At 56.0% G+C, this 20011-nt stretch carries 19 protein-coding genes; 15 read left to right on the top strand and 4 right to left on the bottom strand.

What is annotated here, in order from left to right; translation table 11 throughout:
- Nucleotides 1–263: 263 nt before the first annotated feature.
- The 6 genes from BG910_RS02865 to BG910_RS02840 all read left to right on the top strand — a co-directional run bounded on the left by BG910_RS02865 (nucleotide 264) and on the right by BG910_RS02840 (nucleotide 6114).
- The gene (locus BG910_RS02865; protein WP_089035541.1) at nucleotides 264–1379 is read left to right on the top strand and encodes an ABC transporter substrate-binding protein; all 1116 of its coding nucleotides are present in this window, start codon (nucleotides 264–266) and stop codon (nucleotides 1377–1379) included.
- A gap of 167 nt (nucleotides 1380–1546) precedes the next feature.
- Complete coding sequence (locus tag BG910_RS02860) at nucleotides 1547–2584, top strand: FecCD family ABC transporter permease (protein WP_089035540.1); 1038 nt, start codon at nucleotides 1547–1549, stop codon at nucleotides 2582–2584.
- A 28-nt stretch (nucleotides 2585–2612) separates the two neighbouring features.
- On the top strand, nucleotides 2613–3827 hold the full coding sequence (locus BG910_RS02855; protein WP_089035539.1) for an ABC transporter substrate-binding protein: 1215 nt from the start codon (nucleotides 2613–2615) through the stop codon (nucleotides 3825–3827).
- Nucleotides 3828–3840: 13 nt separating this feature from the next.
- Nucleotides 3841–4608: an ABC transporter ATP-binding protein gene (locus tag BG910_RS02850; RefSeq protein WP_089035538.1), complete on the top strand. Its 768-nt coding sequence runs from the start codon at nucleotides 3841–3843 to the stop codon at nucleotides 4606–4608.
- A gap of 152 nt (nucleotides 4609–4760) precedes the next feature.
- A complete protein-coding gene (locus BG910_RS02845) occupies nucleotides 4761–5192 on the top strand; it encodes a pseudoazurin (protein WP_089035537.1) in 432 nt (143 codons plus the stop codon).
- An 88-nt stretch (nucleotides 5193–5280) separates the two neighbouring features.
- Entirely contained in the window at nucleotides 5281–6114 is an 834-nt protein-coding gene (locus BG910_RS02840; RefSeq protein ID WP_089037107.1) for an ATP-grasp domain-containing protein, read from the top strand.
- A gap of 426 nt (nucleotides 6115–6540) precedes the next feature.
- On the opposite strand, the gene BG910_RS02835 is transcribed toward BG910_RS02840, so the two are convergent.
- From BG910_RS02835 to hpnD, 3 genes are all read right to left on the bottom strand, one after another.
- Entirely contained in the window at nucleotides 6541–7260 is a 720-nt protein-coding gene (locus BG910_RS02835) for an SDR family oxidoreductase (protein WP_089035536.1), read from the bottom strand.
- A gap of 191 nt (nucleotides 7261–7451) precedes the next feature.
- Entirely contained in the window at nucleotides 7452–8777 is a 1326-nt protein-coding gene (hpnE, locus tag BG910_RS02830) for a hydroxysqualene dehydroxylase HpnE (RefSeq protein WP_089035535.1), read from the bottom strand.
- Entirely contained in the window at nucleotides 8774–9622 is an 849-nt protein-coding gene (hpnD, locus tag BG910_RS02825; protein WP_089037106.1) for a presqualene diphosphate synthase HpnD, read from the bottom strand. The genes hpnE and hpnD overlap by 4 nt, the downstream gene beginning before the upstream one ends.
- A gap of 268 nt (nucleotides 9623–9890) precedes the next feature.
- Between hpnD and hscA the strand changes: the two genes are divergently transcribed.
- The 4 genes from hscA to iscX all read left to right on the top strand — a co-directional run bounded on the left by hscA (nucleotide 9891) and on the right by iscX (nucleotide 12972).
- Nucleotides 9891–11750, top strand: a complete 1860-nt coding sequence (gene hscA / locus BG910_RS02820; protein WP_089035534.1) for a Fe-S protein assembly chaperone HscA — start codon at nucleotides 9891–9893, stop codon at nucleotides 11748–11750.
- A gap of 68 nt (nucleotides 11751–11818) precedes the next feature.
- On the top strand, nucleotides 11819–12232 hold the full coding sequence (locus BG910_RS02815; protein WP_089035533.1) for a nuclear transport factor 2 family protein: 414 nt from the start codon (nucleotides 11819–11821) through the stop codon (nucleotides 12230–12232).
- A gap of 78 nt (nucleotides 12233–12310) precedes the next feature.
- On the top strand, nucleotides 12311–12649 hold the full coding sequence (fdx, locus tag BG910_RS02810; RefSeq protein WP_089035532.1) for an ISC system 2Fe-2S type ferredoxin: 339 nt from the start codon (nucleotides 12311–12313) through the stop codon (nucleotides 12647–12649).
- Between the two features lie 125 nt (nucleotides 12650–12774).
- Nucleotides 12775–12972, top strand: coding sequence for a Fe-S cluster assembly protein IscX (gene iscX / locus BG910_RS02805; protein WP_089035531.1), 198 nt, complete (start codon nucleotides 12775–12777; stop codon nucleotides 12970–12972).
- Nucleotides 12973–13035: 63 nt separating this feature from the next.
- Here the strand turns inward: iscX and gloA are convergent, their stop codons facing one another.
- Nucleotides 13036–13446 carry a lactoylglutathione lyase gene (gloA, locus tag BG910_RS02800; protein WP_089035530.1) on the bottom strand — a complete coding sequence of 137 codons (411 nt, stop codon included), beginning with the start codon at nucleotides 13444–13446 and terminating at the stop codon, nucleotides 13036–13038.
- 216 nt (nucleotides 13447–13662) lie between these two features.
- Between gloA and BG910_RS02795 the strand changes: the two genes are divergently transcribed.
- The 5 genes from BG910_RS02795 to BG910_RS02775 all read left to right on the top strand — a co-directional run bounded on the left by BG910_RS02795 (nucleotide 13663) and on the right by BG910_RS02775 (nucleotide 19955).
- Nucleotides 13663–15201 carry a Re/Si-specific NAD(P)(+) transhydrogenase subunit alpha gene (locus tag BG910_RS02795; protein WP_089035529.1) on the top strand — a complete coding sequence of 513 codons (1539 nt, stop codon included), beginning with the start codon at nucleotides 13663–13665 and terminating at the stop codon, nucleotides 15199–15201.
- A gap of 4 nt (nucleotides 15202–15205) precedes the next feature.
- A complete protein-coding gene (gene pntB, locus BG910_RS02790) occupies nucleotides 15206–16591 on the top strand; it encodes a Re/Si-specific NAD(P)(+) transhydrogenase subunit beta (protein WP_089035528.1) in 1386 nt (461 codons plus the stop codon).
- Between the two features lie 213 nt (nucleotides 16592–16804).
- The gene (locus tag BG910_RS02785) at nucleotides 16805–17440 is read left to right on the top strand and encodes a hypothetical protein (protein ID WP_089035527.1); all 636 of its coding nucleotides are present in this window, start codon (nucleotides 16805–16807) and stop codon (nucleotides 17438–17440) included.
- 221 nt (nucleotides 17441–17661) lie between these two features.
- Nucleotides 17662–18453 carry a formate/nitrite transporter family protein gene (locus BG910_RS02780; protein ID WP_089035526.1) on the top strand — a complete coding sequence of 264 codons (792 nt, stop codon included), beginning with the start codon at nucleotides 17662–17664 and terminating at the stop codon, nucleotides 18451–18453.
- Nucleotides 18454–18701: 248 nt separating this feature from the next.
- Entirely contained in the window at nucleotides 18702–19955 is a 1254-nt protein-coding gene (locus BG910_RS02775; protein ID WP_089035525.1) for an MFS transporter, read from the top strand.
- The last annotated feature ends 56 nt before the right edge of the window (nucleotides 19956–20011 follow it).

The following is a 20011-nucleotide window of genomic DNA, read 5'->3' as shown; positions in this document are numbered from 1 at the left end:
AAAGGCGCAGCAACGATGTATCAAACTAAATTGGAACGACTATAAAAATCAAAACAGACGGTTGCCGGGCGGGTTGGATACCCGCCCGATTTTTTGGCAGTATGCTGTTTGGCGGATGGAATGCCGGCCAAACCTGCCTGAATATCCCACCGGATGCCGATTGATGCCTAATATGCTGTTTTTCTATGACATTTTTTGACTTGAGTTATCATTTGTTTTCATATAAATTATATAAACGATAATAATTTTCAAAGGTGTTTAGAATGAAATTTACCCGTTTCCCTGCTCTTGCCGTGGCTGCGGCCTTATCTTTCGGTATGATTCCTGCCCACGCCAAGCCGGTTCAGATTACCGATACCGCAGGCCGCAAGGTTACCGTCAACCTGCCTGCCAAGCGCGTGGTATTGGGTTTTTATTATCAGGACTACATGGCCATCGGCGGCAAAAATGCGCTTGATAATGTGGTCGGTTTTTCCAAAGCGGTATGGTCGGATTGGGCGCCGCCGAGCTGGGCGGCTTTCAGCAAGGCTGTGCCGAAATTGAACCGGCTGGCCGACGTGGGCGAAGTGGAAGTGGGTACGTTTTCGATTGAGAAAGTTTTGTCGCTCAAACCTGATTTGCTGATTCTGGCCGACTGGCAGTATCAGGGCTTGGGTTCGGATTTGGACAGGATTACCAAAGCGGGCATTCCGATTGTGGTGCTGGATTACAACGCGCAAACGGTGGCCAAACACATTCAGTCCACCCGCATCATCGGCACGCTCACCGGTCAGCCGCAAAAAGCGGAGAAACTCGCCAACGATTACAAGCGCATTGTAGATAACATCCAAAGCCGCGTGAAAAAAGCCAAGCTGCCCAAGCCGAAAGTGTATGTGGAATTCGGCAACAAAGGGCCGGCGGAACACAGCTTCACCTTTGGCAAAGCGATGTGGGGGCCGATGATTACGCTGGTGGGCGGCGACAATATTTCCGCCAAAGCGGTGGATTATTACGCGCCGGTGAATCCCGAGCTGATTTTGGCGGTCAAGCCTGACGTGATTGTCATTACCGGCCGCGAAACCGAAGTGAAGAAAAATCCGAACGCGTTTGTATTGGGCTGGGGCATTAACAAGGCCGATGCGGAAAAACGCCTTGCCGCCTTTGCCAAACGCCCCGGCTGGAGCAGCCTGCCTGCGGTTAAAAACAACCGACTGTACGGCGCCTACCACGCCAATTCGCGCACGCTTTCAGACGGCGCTTCCATCCAATTCATGGCCAAAGCCGTGTATCCGCAGCTCTTCAAAGACCTGAACCCCGATAAAACCTACATGGACTTCTACCGCCAAAACCTGCCGGTTACGCCGAGCGGTACGTTCTATCTGTATCCGAAAGGGCAGTAAAGACGGGAGGTTTTATTTTTTCAGACGGCATCAGAGCATGAGGCTGTCTGAAACCTTTTCCAATATAGTCGTTTCACTTTAGATTGAGACAAGGCAGCAAGCCGCAGTAACGCGGTATCAATCTAAATTGGAACGACTATACCAACCCCAAACCAAAGGCTTGCTTTATGACTGCCTCGGTCATTACCGACATCGTCAGCAACCAGCGCGTGCTTGAGCGCAAGCGTTGGCTGGTCGTGTTGTTTTTTCTTGTCGTCGGCGCCATCGGCTTTGTGTTCGACATCGCCACCGGCCCTTCGATGCTGCCGGTGGACGAAGTGGTGAAATCGCTGCTGGGCATCGAAGGCGCGGACGAGATGAGCAAAGTCATCGTATACGACCTGCGCCTGCCGATGGCATTAATGGCGCTGGTGGTCGGCGCGGCGCTGGGTGTGGGCGGAGCGGAAATCCAAACCCTGCTCAACAACCCGATGGCCAGCCCTTATACGCTCGGCTTGGCGGCGGCGGCTGGCTTGGGTGCGTCGATGGTCATCGCCTTCGGCAGCTTCGGCCTGCCGCACGCGTTTGCCGTACCGGTCGGCGCGTTTCTGATGACCATGCTGGCGGCGGGCATCCTGTTTCTGTTTGCCTCCATGCGCCGTTTCAATTCCGCCATGCTGGTGTTGGTGGGGATTGCGCTACTGTTTCTGTTTCAATCGGTGTTGTCGCTGATCCAATACATCGCCGCGCCGGAAATTTCGCAGCAGATTCTGTTTTGGCTCTTCGGCAGCCTCACCAAAGCCACATGGGAAACCGTCGCGGTGACGGCGGCGGTGACGGTGGTCTGCGTCGCCCTTTTGGCGAAAGACGTATGGAAGCTGACCGCGTTGCGGCTGGGCGAAGAGCGCGTCGCGGGTTTGGGCATCAACCTGCAGCGGTTGCGGATTCAGACGCTGGTATTGGTGGCGGTAATGACGGCCACCGCCATCAGCTTCGTCGGCGTCATCGGCTTTATCGGCCTCGTCGCGCCGCATGTGGCGCGGATTCTGCTTGGCGAAGACCAGCGTTTTTTTCTGCCCGGCGCGATGCTGGCGGGCGCGGCGTTTTTATCGGTGGCCAGCGTGTTGTCGAAAGTGATTGTCCCCGGCGCTCTGTTTCCGGTGGGCATCGTGACCTCGTTTGTCGGCGTACCGTTTTTCTTTTGGATTGTATTGACTAAAAAATAAGGCCGTCTGAAAACATAAGGAACCAAAGATGAAGGCAACACTTAAATGGATAATCTGCGCGGCATGGCTGGCCGCGGCGCCCGCGTGGGCCAAGGTGCAGACGGTAACCGATGTGCTTGGCCGCCAAGTGAAAGTGGATGTGCCCGCCAAACGGGTGGTATTGGGCTTTTACTATCCCGATTATATCGCCGCTACGGGGGCGGAAAACTTCAAACACGTCGTCGGCATTTCGCGCGAGTTTTGGGAAAAATTCAATCCCGGCAGCTGGGCTTTATACAGCGCGAAAATGCCTGCGCTGAAACAGATCGGCGACATCGGCAACATCGATAAAGGCTCGTTTTCCTTTGAGAAAACCATTGCACTGAAGCCCGACGTCTTGATACTGGCCGACTGGCAGTTTAAAGCGCTGGCCGACTACATACCGCGCTTCGAGCAGGCGGGTATTCCGGTGGTAGTGGTGGATTTCAACGCGCAAACGGTCGAACGCCATACCGAGAGCGCGAAAATTTTCGGCCAAATCGCCGGTACGCCCGAGCGCGCCAAGCAGGCCGCCGACGAATACGCAGCGGGCATTGAAGACATCCGCCGCCGCGTCGCCGCCGCTAAGTTGCTGCCGCCGAAAATCTACATCGAATTCGGTGACAAAGGCCCCTCCGAGCACAGCTATACCTTCGGCAAAAACATGTGGGGCGCGATTGCCGACACCGTAGGCGGCGACAATGTCAGTAAGCTGTTTGTCGACGATTGGGGCGCCATCAATCCCGAACAGTTGCTGGCCAGTCCGCCCGATGTGGTATTGATTTCCGGCACGGAGGTGGGCGCAAACCATCCCGACGCGATGACGATGGGCATCGGCATCACGGCAGACGAAGCGCAAAAGCGGCTGGCAGGTTTCACCCGCCGCAGCGGCTGGCAGGATTTTCCCGCCGTGAAAAACCGGCGCGTTTACGGCATCTACCACACCGCCTCGCGCTCGCTCTCCGATTTGGCCTCCGCGCAGCTGATGGCCAAAGCCCTGTATCCCGCCGCTTTTGCCGATGTCGACCCCGAGCAGACCTACCGTGATTTCCACCGCAAATACCTGCCGGTGATGCCCGAAGGTACGTTTTTCATCCGCCTCGGCTGCGGCGCCCAAGCCGACTGCACACTGCCTTCCGACCATGCGCCCGCCGCAGCGGCAAGCGGCAACCCGCTTGCCGCATGGTTCAAACGGCTGTGGGCATGGCTGTCTTCCCGGTTTTGAAAGGCCGTCTGAAATGTTGACTTTAGAAGACGTCCACATCACGCGCGGCCGCTTTTTGGTGGCCGACCGTATCAGCCTCAGTTTCGAGCGCGGCAAGGTGTATACCGTTCTCGGTCCCAACGGCTGCGGCAAATCGTCGCTTCTGAAAACGCTTTTCGGCGAAGTAGCGCACCGCGGCACCATCCGCTACGGCGGCGAAACCTTGGGCAAACTGCATTTGCAAAGCTGGCGAAAACGCATCGGCTACATGCCGCAGGACACCGCCGCCGAAGCCTCGCTGACTGCGCTGGAAGTGGTGTTGCTCGGGCGTATGGACGCGCTGGGGATGCACGTCGGCGACGACACGCTGGCAGAAGCCGCGCAGGTGTTGGAACAGCTCGGCATCGCGCATCTTGCCCACCGCGACATCATGCGCTTAAGCGGCGGCCAGCGCCAGATTGTGATGTTTGCCCAAGTGATGATGCGCCGTCCCGAAATCCTGCTGCTCGACGAGCCGGTGAGCGCACTGGATATGCATCACCAGCTCAACCTCTTGGAACACGTGGTGCGCTATACCCGCGAAAACGGCCTGATTACGCTGACGGTGTTGCACGATTTGAGCCTCGCCGCCCAGTTTTCAGACGGCCTCGTCCTGCTTGGCGGCGGCAAAGTCCATGCCGAGGGTACGCCGAAAGACGTGTTGCAGCCCAATTTAATCGACGGACTTTATCAGGTCGAAGTCGAGCTGCTCTACGACCGCTTGGGTGCGCCCGTTATCCGTCCGTTGCGCAAAACAGGATAGTTCGAACGATAGTCGGAGAGTAGATTCTGATACAAGGCGGCAAGCCGCAGACAATACACATAGTACGGCTAGGCGAGCCAACGCCGTAGCAGACTCTAATTTCCCGACTATATACCCGATACCGTTTCCATTTTTTACCAAAGGAATCCGACATGCAAAAATCCCTTTTTACCCTCCTGCTCACTGCCTCTTTGAGCGCCTTTGCCGCCAACCACGAAGTCAAAATGCTCGACAACGGCAAAGACGGCAGCATGGTGTTCGAACCCGGTTTCATCAACGCCAAAGTCGGCGACACCGTCACCTTCAAGCCTACCCATAAAGGCCATTGGGTACAGAGCAAAGTCCTGCCCGAGGGCGTGGGCGAATTCCTCAGCAAAGCCGATCAAGAATTCATCCTCAAGCTCACCAAAGAAGGCGTCTACGTCTACACCTGCCCGCCGCACCGCATGATGAACATGAGCGGCGTGATTCAGGTCGGCAAAGCCGTCAACAAAGCCCAAGCGCAGGCCGCCGCCGATGAACTGGAAAAACGCTCGATGCAGAACAAAGGCCGTCTGAAAAAATACATGAGCCAAGTGAAATAATTGATACGCCGGGGCCGTCTGAAAAGTTTTTCAGACGGCCTCTGTTTATTCCAACAGATTGATTAAAATCAGTAAATTTCAAAATGCTATGTTGGCGATTACCACCTGCCGCGCCTACCCCGAGCCGCCGCCAAACCTGTTGCCGCTGGCAGACAGGCTCAATGCGCAAGGCATTTCCACCCGCTTCGATATTTGGCAGAACCATCCCGACACTCCCTACCTGCTGCCCTTGTGCGTATGGGATTACGCCGCCGCGCCGCAGCAGTTTGCCGGCTGGCTTGCCACTGCCGAAACGTGCAGGCAGCGTTTTATCAACCCGCCCGAACTCATGCGTTGGAATATGGACAAACGTTATTTGTGCGACTTGGCCGCTTGGGGTGCGGATGTGGTGCCCTGCGTATACGGGCCGTCTGAAAGCGAATCCGTTTGGGAAACCGTGCGGCAAAACGGCTGGCGCGAAGCCGTTGTCAAACCCGCCGTCGGCCAGAGCGGACGTTTCGTCTGCAAAATCAGCGCGGATGGAAAACTGCCTGATTTGAGCGTTTATCCGCAGGGTCTGATTATCCAGCCGTATATCCGGGAGATTGAACAATGCGGGGAAACATCAATCATCTTTTTCGGCGGCAGATTTTCCCACGCCGTGCACCGCTGCCCGCCGCAGGGCGAATGGCGCGCCAATTCAGCTTACGGCGTAACCGTTTCCCCTGTATCCGTTCCCGAATCCGCCCTTAGTACCGCGCAAGGCATTTTTGCCAAGCTGCCGCAGATACCCGCTTACGCAAGGATAGACGGTATATTGGCCGGCAACCGTTTTTTGTTGAACGAGTTGGAGCTGATCGAACCTGCGCTGTATCTGCACACCGCCGAAGGCGCGACGGAACGGCTGGCGGCGGTATTGGCGGGAATTTTGTCCGAAGGGTAGCGGCCGGCGGAAACGGCGGAGTTTGAGAATCAGAATAGGGCGGGCGTAAAGCCGGCCTCTTATAACGGCCGGTTCGTGCACTATTCGGCTGCTGACTTGGAAATCCCGTCGGAAATTGCGTATGTGCGGCCGGTTATACCGGTTTTGCCGACCGGCATTACGGCGGTGCTTTAATAGCCGTCCCAATTTAGTTTGATACGGCGTTGCTGCGCCTTGCTCCAATCCAAATGAAACGGCTATATTTTCGGCATACGGGTTTTATCGGCTTTGGGCGGCGTTCCGCTTTACGGAATTTGATTTTGTTTCCATCGGCTTAGCCGATGTCGGTCTTAAAAAAGGTTCTAGGAAAACAAACACAGACTCCCGCCTGCACGGAAATGATGGCGGCGGAAGTTTCAGACGGCCTTTTTATCCAAGTTGAATTCTTTACAGATAAATGATTTCCCCGCTGCGCCCCTTGCTTTCCTCACTCGCCCACCAGACAAAATGCGGCGTTACATCACCGTAACTTTTGCGTTCGGTTGACGATTCGCCCGGATGCGATTTGATGCGCTGCGGCGAATTGATGGCGCCGGGAACGAGTACATTGGCGCGCAGGTTGGGGAAGCGTTCCCATTCGTCGGCGGCGACTTTGCAGAGGTAGTTGAGCGCGGCTTTCGATGCACCGAAACCGCCCCAGTAGGCTTGCGGCGTTTCGCCGTGCGATTCGCCGACGAAAATCACCGAAGCGTCGCTTGAGGCTTTCAGAAGCGGGAAAAACGCGCGGGTCAAGGCCATCGGGGCGACGGTGTTGATGCGGTATTGGTTGACCCATTCGGCGACGGTTTGGAAATCCAGCGGCGAGAGGGCGTAGAAATAGCTGGCGCAATGGACGATGCCGTCGAGTTTCCCGACCGTTGCCTCGGCGATGGTGGCGGCAAACTGGCCGTATTCCTTTTCTTCCGCGCTCATCAGGTCGAAACAGATGGCAAACGGCTCGGGATGCCCCGCGGCGGCGATGTCGTCATAGACTTTTTCGAGCTTTTTCTGATGACGGGCAACGAGCACAACCGTCGCGCCCGCCGCGGCGTAGGCTTTGGCAACCTGTTCGCCCAAGCCTTGCGAGGCGCCGGTTACCATGATGATTTTGTTTTGCAGGGTGGTCATAGGGATTTCCTTGGGATATTTGGCCGTCTGAATTTCAGACGGCATGTGGCGGCGGTTTTGTCGGATGTTGCAGGTCGGGCATTTATGCCCGACTATTTCGGGTTGCCATTGTGTCGGGCATAAATACCCGACCTACGCCGTTACGCAATTCACGATACAAGAAGTATCCGGCCTACGGATTATGCTGTTTTTCAGACGGCCTTGCGGATATTTTTCTTCCATTCGGTCAAACACAAATCCGCCGCGGCTGCGCCGGATTGGACGGCGGCTTCGAGCGTGGCGGGGTAGCGCGGGTGCAGGTAGTCGCCGGCGGGGTAGATGTTGCGGCCGTGCAGCCAGGCCAAGTCAGGCAGGGCGCGGTTTGGCGCGGCGGCGGGGGTGGCGCGTTTTTCGGTAATGACGCGGCTTGCGGTCGGTTCGCCCAAATCGGGCAGCAGGCGTTTTACGTCGGCGTGGACTTTTGCCGCCCATTCTTCGGATCTGAACGCGCCGATATGGTCGGAAACACTGATGACGGCGGCGATTTCTTCGGGCGGCAGGCCGAGCGCTCCGCGGTCGATGAGCCATTGCGCGGTGCCGTCTGAAAATCCGGTCATAACGGCGGGCAGGTGCACAGGCCGGGCATAGCGCAGGTAAACGGTGGTAATCGCGCGGTAGGTAATCTGCGCGTAGGCCGTCTGAATATAGGCGGGCGTTTCAGACGGCATCAGCGCGGCGGCGTGGTAGGGGGCGACGGCCAAAACGGCGGCGTCAAAGGTTTCGCCGTTGACCGAAACCCGTCCGTCGGGCAGGTTTTCCAACGGGGGAACGCGCGTTTCCAAGCGGATTTCTGCGCCGTTTGCGGCGAGGAATTTCAGCGCGGGTCCGGCCAAAACGCTGCCCAAATCCTGCTTGGGAATCAGATAATCGGATGCGGATTTTTCCGCCCAAACGCCGTCGCGCAAGACGTTGCACAGCGTGTTCAGCCCCGCTTCCCCAAGCGGCGTGTTGAGCGCGCCCCAGACGAGCGGCTGCCAGAATTCGGCCACCAGACGGCGCGGTACGTTGCGGCTGCGCAGCCAGCGGGCGACGGTGGTGTCGGGCGCGGCGGCGCGGCGGCGTATGAGCGCGGCCATATCGCGCAGAAGTTTGGTTTTTAAGGAAAAAGAAAGGTTTTTCGCGCGCAAAACGCCGGCGGCAATGTGAAGCGGTGCGGGCAATGAGGCCGTCTGAAACTGCAAACCGCCGTGGATATGCCATTGCAGCGGCAGGCGTTGGAACACGTCTTGCTCGCGCACGCCGATGTGCTGCAACAGCGCAAGCACGCTGCGGTAGGCGCCGAGCATGATGTGCTGGCCGTTGTCGAGAAAACGGAAACCCTGCGTTTCGCCGCCGAGCGCGCGTGCCCGTCCGCCGGCCTGCCGACCCGCTTCAAACAGGGTCACATCGGCGCGGCGCACCAGGTTGCAGGCGGCGGAAATGCCCGCCCAGCCTGCACCGACAACGGCAATTTTCGGGCGTGTGGTCTGCGTGTTCATGGGTTGAATCCGAATAGCCAGGTTTTCAGGGCAATGCGCTTTTTGCGCGGCGGAGGCAGCGCGATTTTGTATTGCAAAACATTGCTGCCGCCGTCGCGCTCGATTTCGCCGAGCAGCGCGTAATAAACCGCCGCCATCACCAAACCCGCCTTTTGCGCTTTTTTGTCTTCAGACGGCAACAGCGCGAGGGCTTCGCGGTAGGTTTCGCGGGCGCGGCGGATTTGGAAGGCCATCATTCCGGCAAATCCGGGCGAAGTTTTGTAGCGCAAAACATCGGCTTCGTTCACCCCGAAACGCTGCAAATCTTCCAGCGGCAGGTAAATCCGTCCGTTGCGCGCGTCTTCGCCGACGTCGCGGATGATGTTGGTAAGCTGGAGCGCCAGCCCCGTTTTATCGGCGTATGCCAGCGTTTTCGGGTTGGAAAAGCCCAAAATCCGCGCAATCAGGCAGCCGACCACGCCCGCCGCGCGGCGGCAGTAAAGTTTCAATTCGTCAAACGTCTGATAACGCGCCTGATCCAAATCCATCTGCATTCCGTCGATCAGCTCTGAAAGTTCGCCGTGCGGCAGCGCAAACTGCGCCACGGTCTGCTTCAAGGCTTGGTTGACGGGGTGTTCCGGCATTCGGCTGCCGAACACTTTTTCCAAATCCGAGCGCCACCAGTCCAACGTCGCCTGCGCAACGTGCCGCTCGGCACAGTCGTCCACCACATCATCAAGCTCGCGGCAAAACGCATACAAAACCGTCATCGCATCGCGTTTGGCATCGGGCAGGAATTTGAAGCCCGACAGAAAGCTGGATTTGCTCTCGGCGGCTTTTCGGCGGCAGTAGTCTAAAGGTTGCACGGCGGTTTCCGGAGGTGTTTTTATGAGGCGGATTTTAGCGGGAATCGGGGGGAAGGACAATTCGGGCGGCAGTCTGAAAAGTTTGTTCAGGCGCCGAAAAGCCCGCTTTGATTCAAGAAAACGGATTGTCGGGCTTTGAATTTTTCAGACGGCATGCCCAATCCCAAAGGCCGTCTGAAAAACCATTCCCGACCAAACCACTCAACTATCCGCGAAATCTGCTAAAATACGGCACCATTCAAAACGACAAAACACAAGGCACAACCACATGGCTCTTTTGCAGATTTCCGAACCGGGTATGTCCGCCGCACCGCACGAGCGGCGCTTAGCGGTCGGCATTGATTTGGGTACGACCAACAGCCTCGTCGCCGCGGTACGCAGCGGCAGCGCGGCCTGTCTGCCTGATGAAACGGGGCGGGTCACGCTGCCGTCGGTCGTGCGTTACCGCGCAGAGGGCGTGGAAGTGGGCGAGGCGGCGTTGAAGGCGCAGAAAACCGATCCGCTCAACACGGTCAGTTCGGCCAAACGCCTGATCGGGCGCACGCTCGCGGATTTGCAGAAAGAGCCGCATTATCTGCCCTACCGTTTCGGCGACAACCCGCGCGTCATCGAATTGATGACGCGGCAGGGCGCGAAAACGCCGATCGAGGTGTCGTCTGAAATCTTAAAAAACCTCAAGGCGCGGGCGGAAGCGGCGCTGGGCGGCGATTTGGTCGGCGCGGTGATTACCGTGCCCGCGTATTTCGACGATGCGCAGCGGCAGGCGACGAAAGATGCGGCGCGGCTGGCGGGTTTGAACGTATTGCGCCTGCTCAACGAGCCGACGGCGGCGGCGGTTGCCTACGGGCTGGATAATGCCTCGGAAGGCACGTTTGTCGTGTACGACTTGGGCGGCGGCACGTTTGACGTTTCGGTATTGCAGCTCACCAAAGGGTTGTTTGAAGTGAAAGCCACCGGCGGCAACAGCGCGCTGGGCGGCGACGATTTCGACCACCGCCTGTTCTGCCACCTGCTCGAGCAGACCGGCCTTTCCAAGCTCAACGAGCAAGACAGCCGGCTGCTGCTCGGCTTGACCCGCGCGGCGAAAGAGGCACTGACCCGCGATACGGAAACCCGCGTTCAGGCTACGCTTTCAGACGGCCTAAAGGTCGATGCCGCGATTACCCGACAGGAATTTCACGACCTGACCCGCCATTTGGTGCAGAAAACCATCGAGCCGGTGAAGCAGGCGCTGAAAGACGCGGGCGTGGGCAAGGCCGACATTAAAGGCGTGATTATGGTCGGCGGTTCGACCCGTATGCTGCACGTCCAACAGGCCGTGGCGACGTTTTTCGGGCAAACCCCGCTCAACAATCTCAACCCCGACGAAGTGGTCGCGCTCGGCGCGGCGATGCAGGCCGATGTTTTGGCGGGTAACAAAACCGACGGCAACTGGCTGCTGCTCGACGTCACCCCGCTCTCGCTCGGCCTCGAAACCTACGGCGGGCTGGCGGAAAAAGTCATTCCGCGCAATTCCACCCTGCCGACTGCGCGCGCGCAGGACTTTACCACGTTTAAAGACGGCCAGACCGCGATGACGATTCATGTGGTGCAGGGAGAACGCGAATTGGTGGCCGACTGCCGCAGCCTCGCCAAATTCACCTTGCGCGGCATTCCGCCGATGGCGGCGGGCGCAGCGCGTATCCGCGTGACCTTCCAAGTCGATGCAGACGGCCTGCTGTCCGTTTCCGCGCAAGAGCAAAGCACGGGCGTTGCCGCGCAAATCGAAGTCAAACCTTCATACGGCCTCGACGACGACACTATCACGCAGATGCTCAAAGACAGCATGAGCAACGCCGCCGAAGACATGGCCGCGCGCGCGCGCGCCGAAGCCGTAGTCGAGGGCGAAAGCCTGACTGAAGCCGTCAAAGCCGCGCTCGCGATCGACAGCGACCTGCTCGACGCTGCCGAGCTTTCCGCCATCGAAACCGCGCTTGCCGACCTTGAAGGCCGTCTGAAAAACGGCAGCGCCGAAGACATCCGCGCCGCCGTCGCCAAACTCGGCCACGGTACCGACAACTTCGCCGCCAAGCGCATGAACCGCAATATCCGGCGCGCGCTGACCGGACAGAAGATTGAGGATATTTGAGTTTTCAGACGGCATGAGCCGGAGAGGCCGTCTGAAAGCCTGAAAAAAGAAAAGAAAGGAGAGGAAAAATGAATCCGCATGAAACCTGTCATGAAATATACGAAAAATGGCACCGATACGCCAAAGAGCGCAATGTCCCGCAGTTGATAGACCTTTATTCCGACGATGCAGTATTGGAAAGCCCACTTGTTCCCGCCATACTCAATACCCGCAGCGGTGTATTAAACGGTAAAAACGAGATTCTGCATTTTTTGGAAGAAGGGACCAAACGCCGCCCTAACGAATTGGTGCGCTGGTACCGCAACGGCGAATATCTCTGCAACGGCCGCACACTGGTATGGGAGTATCCGCGCATTACGCCTGATGGCGAGCAAATCGATATCCTCGAATGGATGGAAATTGCCGATGGGAAAATCCAAAACCACCGCATTTACTGGGGCTGGAAAGGATTGCTGCAAATCGCCCCGTCACTGGTTAAATAATGATGATGCCGTCTGAAAGCTTTTCAGACGGCATCCGACACAAACCATTAACATTTAAAAAAAAACAGAGAAAACAATATGCCGAAAATTACTGTATTACCACACGCAACATTATGTCCGGAAGGAGCCGTGATTGAAAACGCGCCCGAGGGCGAAACTGTTTTAGACGTATTACTCGACCACGACATCGAAGTCGATCACGCCTGCGAAAAATCCTGTGCCTGCACCACCTGCCACGTCATCATCCGTAAAGGCTTCGACAGCCTTGAAGAGCCGACCGAACTCGAAGAAGACCTGCTTGACCAAGCCTGGGGCTTGGAAGCCGATTCCCGCCTGAGCTGCCAAGCGCGCTTGGCCGATGAGGATTTGGTAGTGGAAATTCCGAAATACACGATTAATCACGCCCGTGAGCATTAACGGGGCGAGAGTATTAATGAACCGGGGCCGTCTGAAAAATCCGCTTGGCGCACGCAATGGTTTTGTAAACCCGGCCATAAAATATTTCAGACGGCCTGAAACAAACCACCGCAAAGGAACACAAAATGAAATGGACAGACACCCAACGCATCGCCGAAGCGCTTTACGATTTGCACGGCGACAGCATCGACCCGAAAACCGTGCGTTTTACCCAACTGCGCGACCTGATTACGGCGCTGCCGGATTTCGACGACGATCCCGCCCGCTGCGGCGAACGCATCCTCGAAGCCGTTCAACAGGCTTGGATTGAAGAAGCGGAGTAATTGGATACGGAAAGGCCGTCTGAAAAGCGTTTCAAACTTTTCAGACGGCCTTTCCGTATCCGGTCAGCCGTATTTTACCGAATCGTTGCCGCTGCCTTTTTGGATGAACTCGATTTTGTAGCCGTCGGGGTCTTCGACAAAGGCAATCACGGAGGTGCCGTGTTTCATCGGGCCGGCTTCGCGGGTGACGTTGCCGCCTTTCTGCTTGACCGCTTCGCAGGCAGCGTAGGCGTCGTCGACTTCGATGGCGATGTGGCCGAAAGCGTTGCCCAAATCGTAGCTTTCGGTATCCCAGTTGTGGGTCAGCTCAATGACGGTATGGTCGGTTTCGTCGCCATAGCCGATGAAGGCCAGCGAAAATTTACCTTCGGGATAGTCGTGTTTACGTAAGAGTTTCATGCCCAAAACGTCTTGATAGAAGGCAAGCGATTTTTCCAGATTGCCGACGCGCAGCATGGTATGGAGCATTCTCATCGGTGTGTTCCTTTGCTTTTTAACGGAAAGCCGATTTTACCATGCCGCCGGAGCGGAAACCTTTGGAGCCGTCTGAAAAGTTTTGCCGAAACAGACTCTTGAAAATTAACATATTAAGAACGTGCTGTTTATGCTTGAATTTCTTTATAAAATTGGTTATAAAGCAAGCGTTAAGAATCATTTACACTCGTTCGACACAACATAAGGAATTCAGAGATGAAAATCGGTATCCCAAGAGAGTCTCTGGCCGGTGAAACCCGCGTAGCGTGTACGCCTGCTACCGTTACCCAGCTTTTGAAGCTGGGTTTTGAAGTAGTAGTGGAAAGCAAAGCGGGTGCGGCGGCCAGTTTGGATGATGCGGCTTACGAAGCGGCGGGCGCGGCGGTGGCCGATGCGGCTGCGGTGTGGGCTTGTCCGTTGATTTACAAGGTGAACGCGCCTTCTGCCGAAGAAACAGGCCGTCTGAAAGCCGGTCAGACTTTAGTGAGCTTTTTGTGGCCGGCGCAGAATCCCGAGCTGGTGAAAAAACTTTCCGAGCAGAAAGTCAACGTGTTGGCGATGGATATGGTGCCGCGTATTTCGCGCGCGCAGTCGCTTGACGCGCTCTCTTCGATGGCCAACATCAGCGGCTACCGCGCCGTGATTGAGGCGGCGAACGCGTTCGGCCGTTTCTTCACCGGCCAGATTACCGCCGCAGGCAAAGTGCCGCCGGCGCAGGTTTTGGTCATCGGCGCAGGCGTGGCCGGTTTGGCGGCGATCGGTACTGCAAACTCGTTGGGCGCGGTGGTTAAAGCGTTCGATACCCGTTTGGAAGTCGCCGAGCAAATCGAATCGATGGGCGGCCAATTTCTGAAACTGGATTTCCCGCAGGAAGCGGGCGGCAGCGGCGACGGCTACGCCAAAGTGATGAGCGAAGAATTTATCGCAGCCGAAATGAAGCTGTTCGCCGAACAGGCGCAGCAGGTCGATATCATCATCACCACCGCCGCGATTCCGGGAAAACCCGCACCCAAGCTGATTACCGCCGAGATGGTGCAATCCATGAAACCGGGTTCCGTGATTGTGGATTTGGCGGCGGCAACCGGCGGCAACTGTGAGTTGACCAAACCGGGCGAATTGTTCGTTACCGCCAACGGCGTAAAAATCATCGGCTACACCGATATGGCAAACCGCCTGGCCGGCCAGTCTTCCCAGCTTTACGCCACCAATCTGGTCAACCTTTCCAAGCTGTTGAGCCCGAACAAAGACGGCGAAATCGCGCTGGATTTTGAAGACGTCATCATCCGCAACATGACCGTCACCCGCGACGGCGAAGTGACTTTCCCTCCGCCTGCGATTCAGGTTTCCGCCGCACCGCAACAGGCCGCCGCGCAAGCCGCGCCAGTGGCCAAACCCGAGCCTGAACCCGTTCCGACTTGGAAAAAACTCGCCCCCGCCGTCATCGGCGCGCTGGCGGTTTTGTGGATTGGTGCCGTCGCGCCCGCCGCGTTCTTAAACCACTTCATCGTGTTCGTGCTCTCGTGCGTGATCGGCTATTACGTCGTGTGGAACGTGTCGCACTCGCTGCACACGCCGCTGATGTCGGTTACCAACGCGATTTCTGGCATCATCGTCGTCGGCGCGCTGCTGCAAATCGGTCAGGGCAACTTCTTTGTGTCGCTGCTGGCGTTTGTCGCGATTCTGATTGCGAGCGTGAACATTTTCGGCGGTTTTTACGTTACCCGCCGTATGTTGAATATGTTTAGGAAAGGATAATGCGATGTCATTAGGTTTGGTAACTGCGGCATACATTGTCGCCGCGATTTTATTTATCTTCGCCCTTGCCGGCCTTTCCAAACAGGAAACCGCCAAGCAGGGCTGCTACGCCGGTATGGCGGGCATGGCGGTGGCGCTGTTTGCCACCGTGTTCAGCGAACAGACTTCCGGCTTTTTCTTCGTCATCATTGCGATGGCGGCGGGCGGCCTGATCGGTATCGCCAAAGCGCAGAAAGTCGAAATGACCGAAATGCCCGAGCTGATTGCGCTGTTGCACAGCTTCGTCGGTTTGGCTGCGGTTTTGGTCGGTTTCAACAGCTTTATCGAACCGGGTGATATGCCGTCTGAAATGCACACCATTCATTTGGTAGAAGTGTTCCTCGGCATTTTCATCGGCGCGGTCACGCTCACCGGCTCGCTGGTGGCGTTCGGCAAACTCAACGGCAAAATCAGCAGCGCCCCGCTGCAACTGCCGGCGAAACACAAGCTCAACGCGGCTGCGCTGATTGTGTCGTTTATCCTGATGCTGCTGTTTGTATCGGCCGACGGCTCGTGGTTTGCGCTGATTCTGATGACCCTGATTGCGCTGGCGTTCGGCTGGCACTTGGTCGCTTCCATCGGCGGCGCGGATATGCCCGTGGTCGTTTCCATGCTCAATTCCTACTCGGGCTGGGCGGCGGCGGCGGCAGGTTTCATGCTGTCAAACGACCTGCTGATCGTGACCGGCGCATTGGTCGGCTCGAGTGGCGCGATTCTGTCGTACATCATGTGTAAAGCGATGAACCGCTCGTTTATTTCCGTGATCGCAGGCGGCTTCGGTACCGACGGTTCGGCCGCCGCTTCGGGCAGCGAAGAAGCGGGCGAACACCGCGAAGTGCAGGCGGCGGAAGTGGCCGAAATGCTCAAAGGCGCAAGTTCCGTCATCATCACGCCGGGCTACGGCATGGCGGTGGCGCAGGCGCAGTATCCTGTGGCCGAAATCACCGACCTGCTGCGTAAAAACGGCACCGAAGTGCGCTTCGGCATCCACCCCGTCGCAGGCCGTCTGCCGGGTCATATGAACGTCTTGCTTGCCGAGGCGAAAGTGCCTTACGATATCGTTTTGGAAATGGATGAAATCAACGACGATTTCCCCGAAACCGACGTGGTATTGGTTATCGGCGCCAACGATACCGTCAACCCTGCCGCGCAAACCGATCCGAACTCGCCCATCGCCGGTATGCCGGTATTGGAAGTTTGGAAAGCCAAAGAAGTCGTCGTATTTAAACGCTCGATGAACACCGGCTATGCAGGCGTACAAAACCCGCTGTTCTTCAATGAAAACACCGTTATGTGTTTCGGCGACGCGAAAGCGAAAGTCGATGAAATTCTGGCCGAACTGAAAAAATAAGGCCGTCTGAAAAGGCCGGCGCAACACGCGCCGGCCTCATATGGTGAAATAAAATAAGAAAGATACAAGGCAGCAAGGCGCAGATAGTACGGGTAGTACGGGACAGATGAACTTGGCGCTTCAGCGCCTTAGTGAATCGTCCTTTTTGAGCTCAGCCGCTGCCAACGAAGCAGATTTTTTATTTTATTTCACCATAATAACCGGAAAAAGACCATGAAACCCTATCTGTCCGTTCTACCGCTGATGCTGGTACTTGCGGCGTGCAGCAGCACCAAGCCCGTCCAAAAATTCGACGAACCCTTCTATTTCTCGGATACCGCCGGTAAAACCAACACTGCCAACTTCACCCAAGCCCCGAGCAACGGCCAAGTTGCCGGCAAATTCACGGTAAACGGAAAAACCGCGCTCGACATCGTCAAAATCAGCGACGACGTCAGCATCGCCGTCAGTGACAACAAAAACCGCAGCAGAGCCGACAAGCTTAAATTGCTCGCCGCCGCCAAATACTTCACCGTTTACAGTTTCAACAAACAAACGGGCGCGCTCGAAGTCGACAAAATCAGCGGCTCGAAAAACATCTGCACCGCCTACCGCAAAAACGGCGTGAAAGTCGAAATCGCCGAAAACATGTATCTGGGCAAAGGCAGTTCCACCGTATTGCGCAGCAAAGGCATCCTCGCCGCCACCGCCGCCAAAAACAAAATCATCGAATCCGAACTCGATTTCTCTTACGCCCAAGACGTTTCCAAACGCAAAAAAATGAAAGCCGAAAAGCAGAAAGACGACAAAGTCACCGCGCATTACGAGCGCTTAAACAGCTTCATTGCAAAAGACATCTGCGGAAAATAGCGCAGAAAACAGGGTTGGCGCCCGAATGTTGAAAAAGCCGTCTGAAAACGCCGCAGCAGCAGCGGCATGGGTTTCCAGACGGCCTTTTTGTGTTGATGCAGGGATTGCAATCCAACCCTTGATAATTACACCATGCAACAACACAAAGTGGTTGAGTTACATCAAAAGTGCCTGGCGGGAAGCTGCTTAAAATCACGCAACTTCACAAAAAGGCCTTTATTATGAGCGACTTCTATCCGCACGAAATCCTTAATGCAACCGTTGGTAAAGGTATTGCCAAAGGCAACGGCAGTACCGCCGAACTTTCCGTACTCGGTTTTTTGGGCGGTGCATTTATTTCCTTAGGTTATTTGGCCTATATCCGCGTGGTCGGCGGCATGCCCGAAGAATGGGGCAGTCTCGCCACTCTGCTTGGCGCGGCAGTCTTCCCCATCGGTCTGATCTGTATCTTATTGGGAGGCGGCGAACTGATTACCAGCAACATGATGGTTTTACCCGTTGCCGTCATGATGAAAAAAATTACCGCCGCACAATGGCTGCGCAACTGGCTGATCGTGACCTTGGCCAACGTTATCGGCGCCTTTTTTGTCGCCTGGTTTTTCGGCCACTACCTCGGCCTGACCGAAGGCAGATACCTGCATGAAACCATACACGTCGCCGAAGGCAAAGTCGCCGCCGACTTCGGCCATGCCGTCGTTTCCGGCATAGGCTGTAACTGGATGGTCGCCATGGGTGCATGGCTTTGTTACGGCGCACACACCTATTCCGGCAAAATTCTGGCCATTTGGTTTCCCATCATGATTTTCGTCTTAATCGGCTTCCAGCACGTCGTTGCCAATATGTTCGTTATTCCCGCTGCCATTTGGGCAGGCGCGGACATCACTTGGACGCAGTTTGCCCACAACATGATCTCCGTTTATATCGGTAACGCCATTGGCGGCGCAGTATTCGTCGGCGTGATGTACACGCTCGCCTATCGCAAACAGGCGGAGGCGGAAAACGGACACCATTAAAACCGAAACAGCCAATACGCATAAAAGGCCGTCTGAAAAGTATGCTGGCTTTTCAGACGGCCTTTGTGCAAGGGATATCAATATAACGCCGTCTCCGCCCTGTGGAAACAGATTCGGCGGGGAAAAACAGCTTTTTTTGACAGACATCATGGTTTGGTTGCTTCGGCATGTTTCGTTAACGGGAATTGTATTAATGTCGCAGTCGGTAAATTTACGGATTTTATTGTTTAGATTTGACGAGGTGTGTTATGTCTGAAGTGCAATCTGAGTTTCAAGACTGTTACTATCTGAAAAACCGCAATTTTTGGATTTTCGGAGCGTATTTCTTCCTGTACTTTTTCATCATGGCGGCGTGTTATCCGTTTTTGCCGATCTGGCTGCACGATATTAACGGCCTGAGCAAGGCGGATACGGGGATTGTTTTCTCGTTTATGTCGTTTTTCGCGCTGTGTGCGCAGCCGGTATTCGGTTACATTACCGACAAGATGGGGCTGAAAAAACACCTGCTGTGGATTTTGGCGGTGGGGCTGATTCTGTTTGCACCGTTTTTTATTTATGTGTTCAGCCCGCTGCTGAAAAGCAATGTCGTGGCCGGTGCGGTTGCGGGCGGTCTGTATATGGGCTTTGTGTTTTCGGGCGGTGCGCCGGCATCTGAGGCGTTTGTGGAGAAAGTCAGCCGTCACAGCAATTTCGAGTTCGGTCGCGCACGGATGTTCGGGATGCTGGGCTGGGCGTTGTGCACATCGATTGTCGGTATTTTGTTCGGCGTTGATCCGAATCTGGTGTTTTGGATGGGTTCGGCGGCTGCGGTGGTATTGTTTGTATTGCTGTTTTTCGCCAAAACCGATGATTTGGATCGGAAAAGCGCGGGTGAAAGCCATCATAGCAAGGTTTCCCTCGGGCAGGCGCTGGCGCTGCTCAAACAGCCGCGTTTTTGGGCGCTGCTGGCTTATGTAATCGGCGTGTCGTGTACCTACGATATTTTCGACCAGCAGTTTGCCAATTTCTTCACGTCGTTTTTCGCGTCGAAAGAGCAGGGCACGGAAGCCTTCGGTTATGTTACGACTTTCGGCGAGCTGCTGAATGCGGCGATTATGTTTTTCGCCCCGCTTCTGGTCAACAAAATCGGTGCGAAAAATGCGCTGTTGCTGGCCGGAGGCATCATGACGGTGCGGATTTTGGGTTCGTCTTTCGCGGGCAGCGCGGTGCAGGTGATTATCCTGAAAACGCTGCATATGTTTGAAGTGCCGTTTCTGCTGGTGGGGATGTTTAAATACATCACGACTGTGTTCGACGAAAAATATTCGGCAACGATTTATCTGGTGGCCTACGGCTTCGGCAAGCAGATTACCATGATGTTTATGTCCACCTATGTGGGCGCGATGTACGACAGCATGGGCTTTCATTCCAGCTACCTGCTTTTGGGCAGCATCGCGGCGGGCTTTACCCTGCTGTCGGCGGTCGTGCTGACCGGCCCGAAAAAAGCCCTGGTTCGGAACTGACGTTTTTTCAGACGGCATCTGCGGCGCGCGGATGCCGTTTTCTCAAAATTACCTTT

The sequence above is a fragment of the Neisseria chenwenguii genome, from assembly GCF_002216145.1.
Lineage (GTDB): Bacteria > Pseudomonadota > Gammaproteobacteria > Burkholderiales > Neisseriaceae > Neisseria > Neisseria chenwenguii.
This window is presented reverse-complemented; position numbering and strand designations above follow the sequence as displayed.

Bases quoted from the DNA above. Each gene is read 5' to 3' on its own strand.
- BG910_RS02865 (WP_089035541.1), top strand. From the start codon at position 264: ATGAAATTTACCCGTTTCCCTGCTCTTGCCGTGGCTGCGGCCTTATCT.
- BG910_RS02860 (WP_089035540.1), top strand. From the start codon at position 1,547: ATGACTGCCTCGGTCATTACCGACATCGTCAGCAACCAGCGCGTGCTT.
- BG910_RS02855 (WP_089035539.1), top strand. From the start codon at position 2,613: ATGAAGGCAACACTTAAATGGATAATCTGCGCGGCATGGCTGGCCGCG.
- BG910_RS02850 (WP_089035538.1), top strand. From the start codon at position 3,841: ATGTTGACTTTAGAAGACGTCCACATCACGCGCGGCCGCTTTTTGGTG.
- BG910_RS02845 (WP_089035537.1), top strand. From the start codon at position 4,761: ATGCAAAAATCCCTTTTTACCCTCCTGCTCACTGCCTCTTTGAGCGCC.
- BG910_RS02840 (WP_089037107.1), top strand. From the start codon at position 5,281: ATGTTGGCGATTACCACCTGCCGCGCCTACCCCGAGCCGCCGCCAAAC.
- BG910_RS02835 (WP_089035536.1), bottom strand. From the start codon at position 7,260: ATGACCACCCTGCAAAACAAAATCATCATGGTAACCGGCGCCTCGCAA.
- hpnE (WP_089035535.1), bottom strand. From the start codon at position 8,777: ATGAACACGCAGACCACACGCCCGAAAATTGCCGTTGTCGGTGCAGGC.
- hscA (WP_089035534.1), top strand. From the start codon at position 9,891: ATGGCTCTTTTGCAGATTTCCGAACCGGGTATGTCCGCCGCACCGCAC.
- BG910_RS02815 (WP_089035533.1), top strand. From the start codon at position 11,819: ATGAATCCGCATGAAACCTGTCATGAAATATACGAAAAATGGCACCGA.
- fdx (WP_089035532.1), top strand. From the start codon at position 12,311: ATGCCGAAAATTACTGTATTACCACACGCAACATTATGTCCGGAAGGA.
- iscX (WP_089035531.1), top strand. From the start codon at position 12,775: ATGAAATGGACAGACACCCAACGCATCGCCGAAGCGCTTTACGATTTG.
- gloA (WP_089035530.1), bottom strand. From the start codon at position 13,446: ATGAGAATGCTCCATACCATGCTGCGCGTCGGCAATCTGGAAAAATCG.
- BG910_RS02795 (WP_089035529.1), top strand. From the start codon at position 13,663: ATGAAAATCGGTATCCCAAGAGAGTCTCTGGCCGGTGAAACCCGCGTA.
- pntB (WP_089035528.1), top strand. From the start codon at position 15,206: ATGTCATTAGGTTTGGTAACTGCGGCATACATTGTCGCCGCGATTTTA.
- BG910_RS02785 (WP_089035527.1), top strand. From the start codon at position 16,805: ATGAAACCCTATCTGTCCGTTCTACCGCTGATGCTGGTACTTGCGGCG.
- BG910_RS02780 (WP_089035526.1), top strand. From the start codon at position 17,662: ATGAGCGACTTCTATCCGCACGAAATCCTTAATGCAACCGTTGGTAAA.
- BG910_RS02775 (WP_089035525.1), top strand. From the start codon at position 18,702: ATGTCTGAAGTGCAATCTGAGTTTCAAGACTGTTACTATCTGAAAAAC.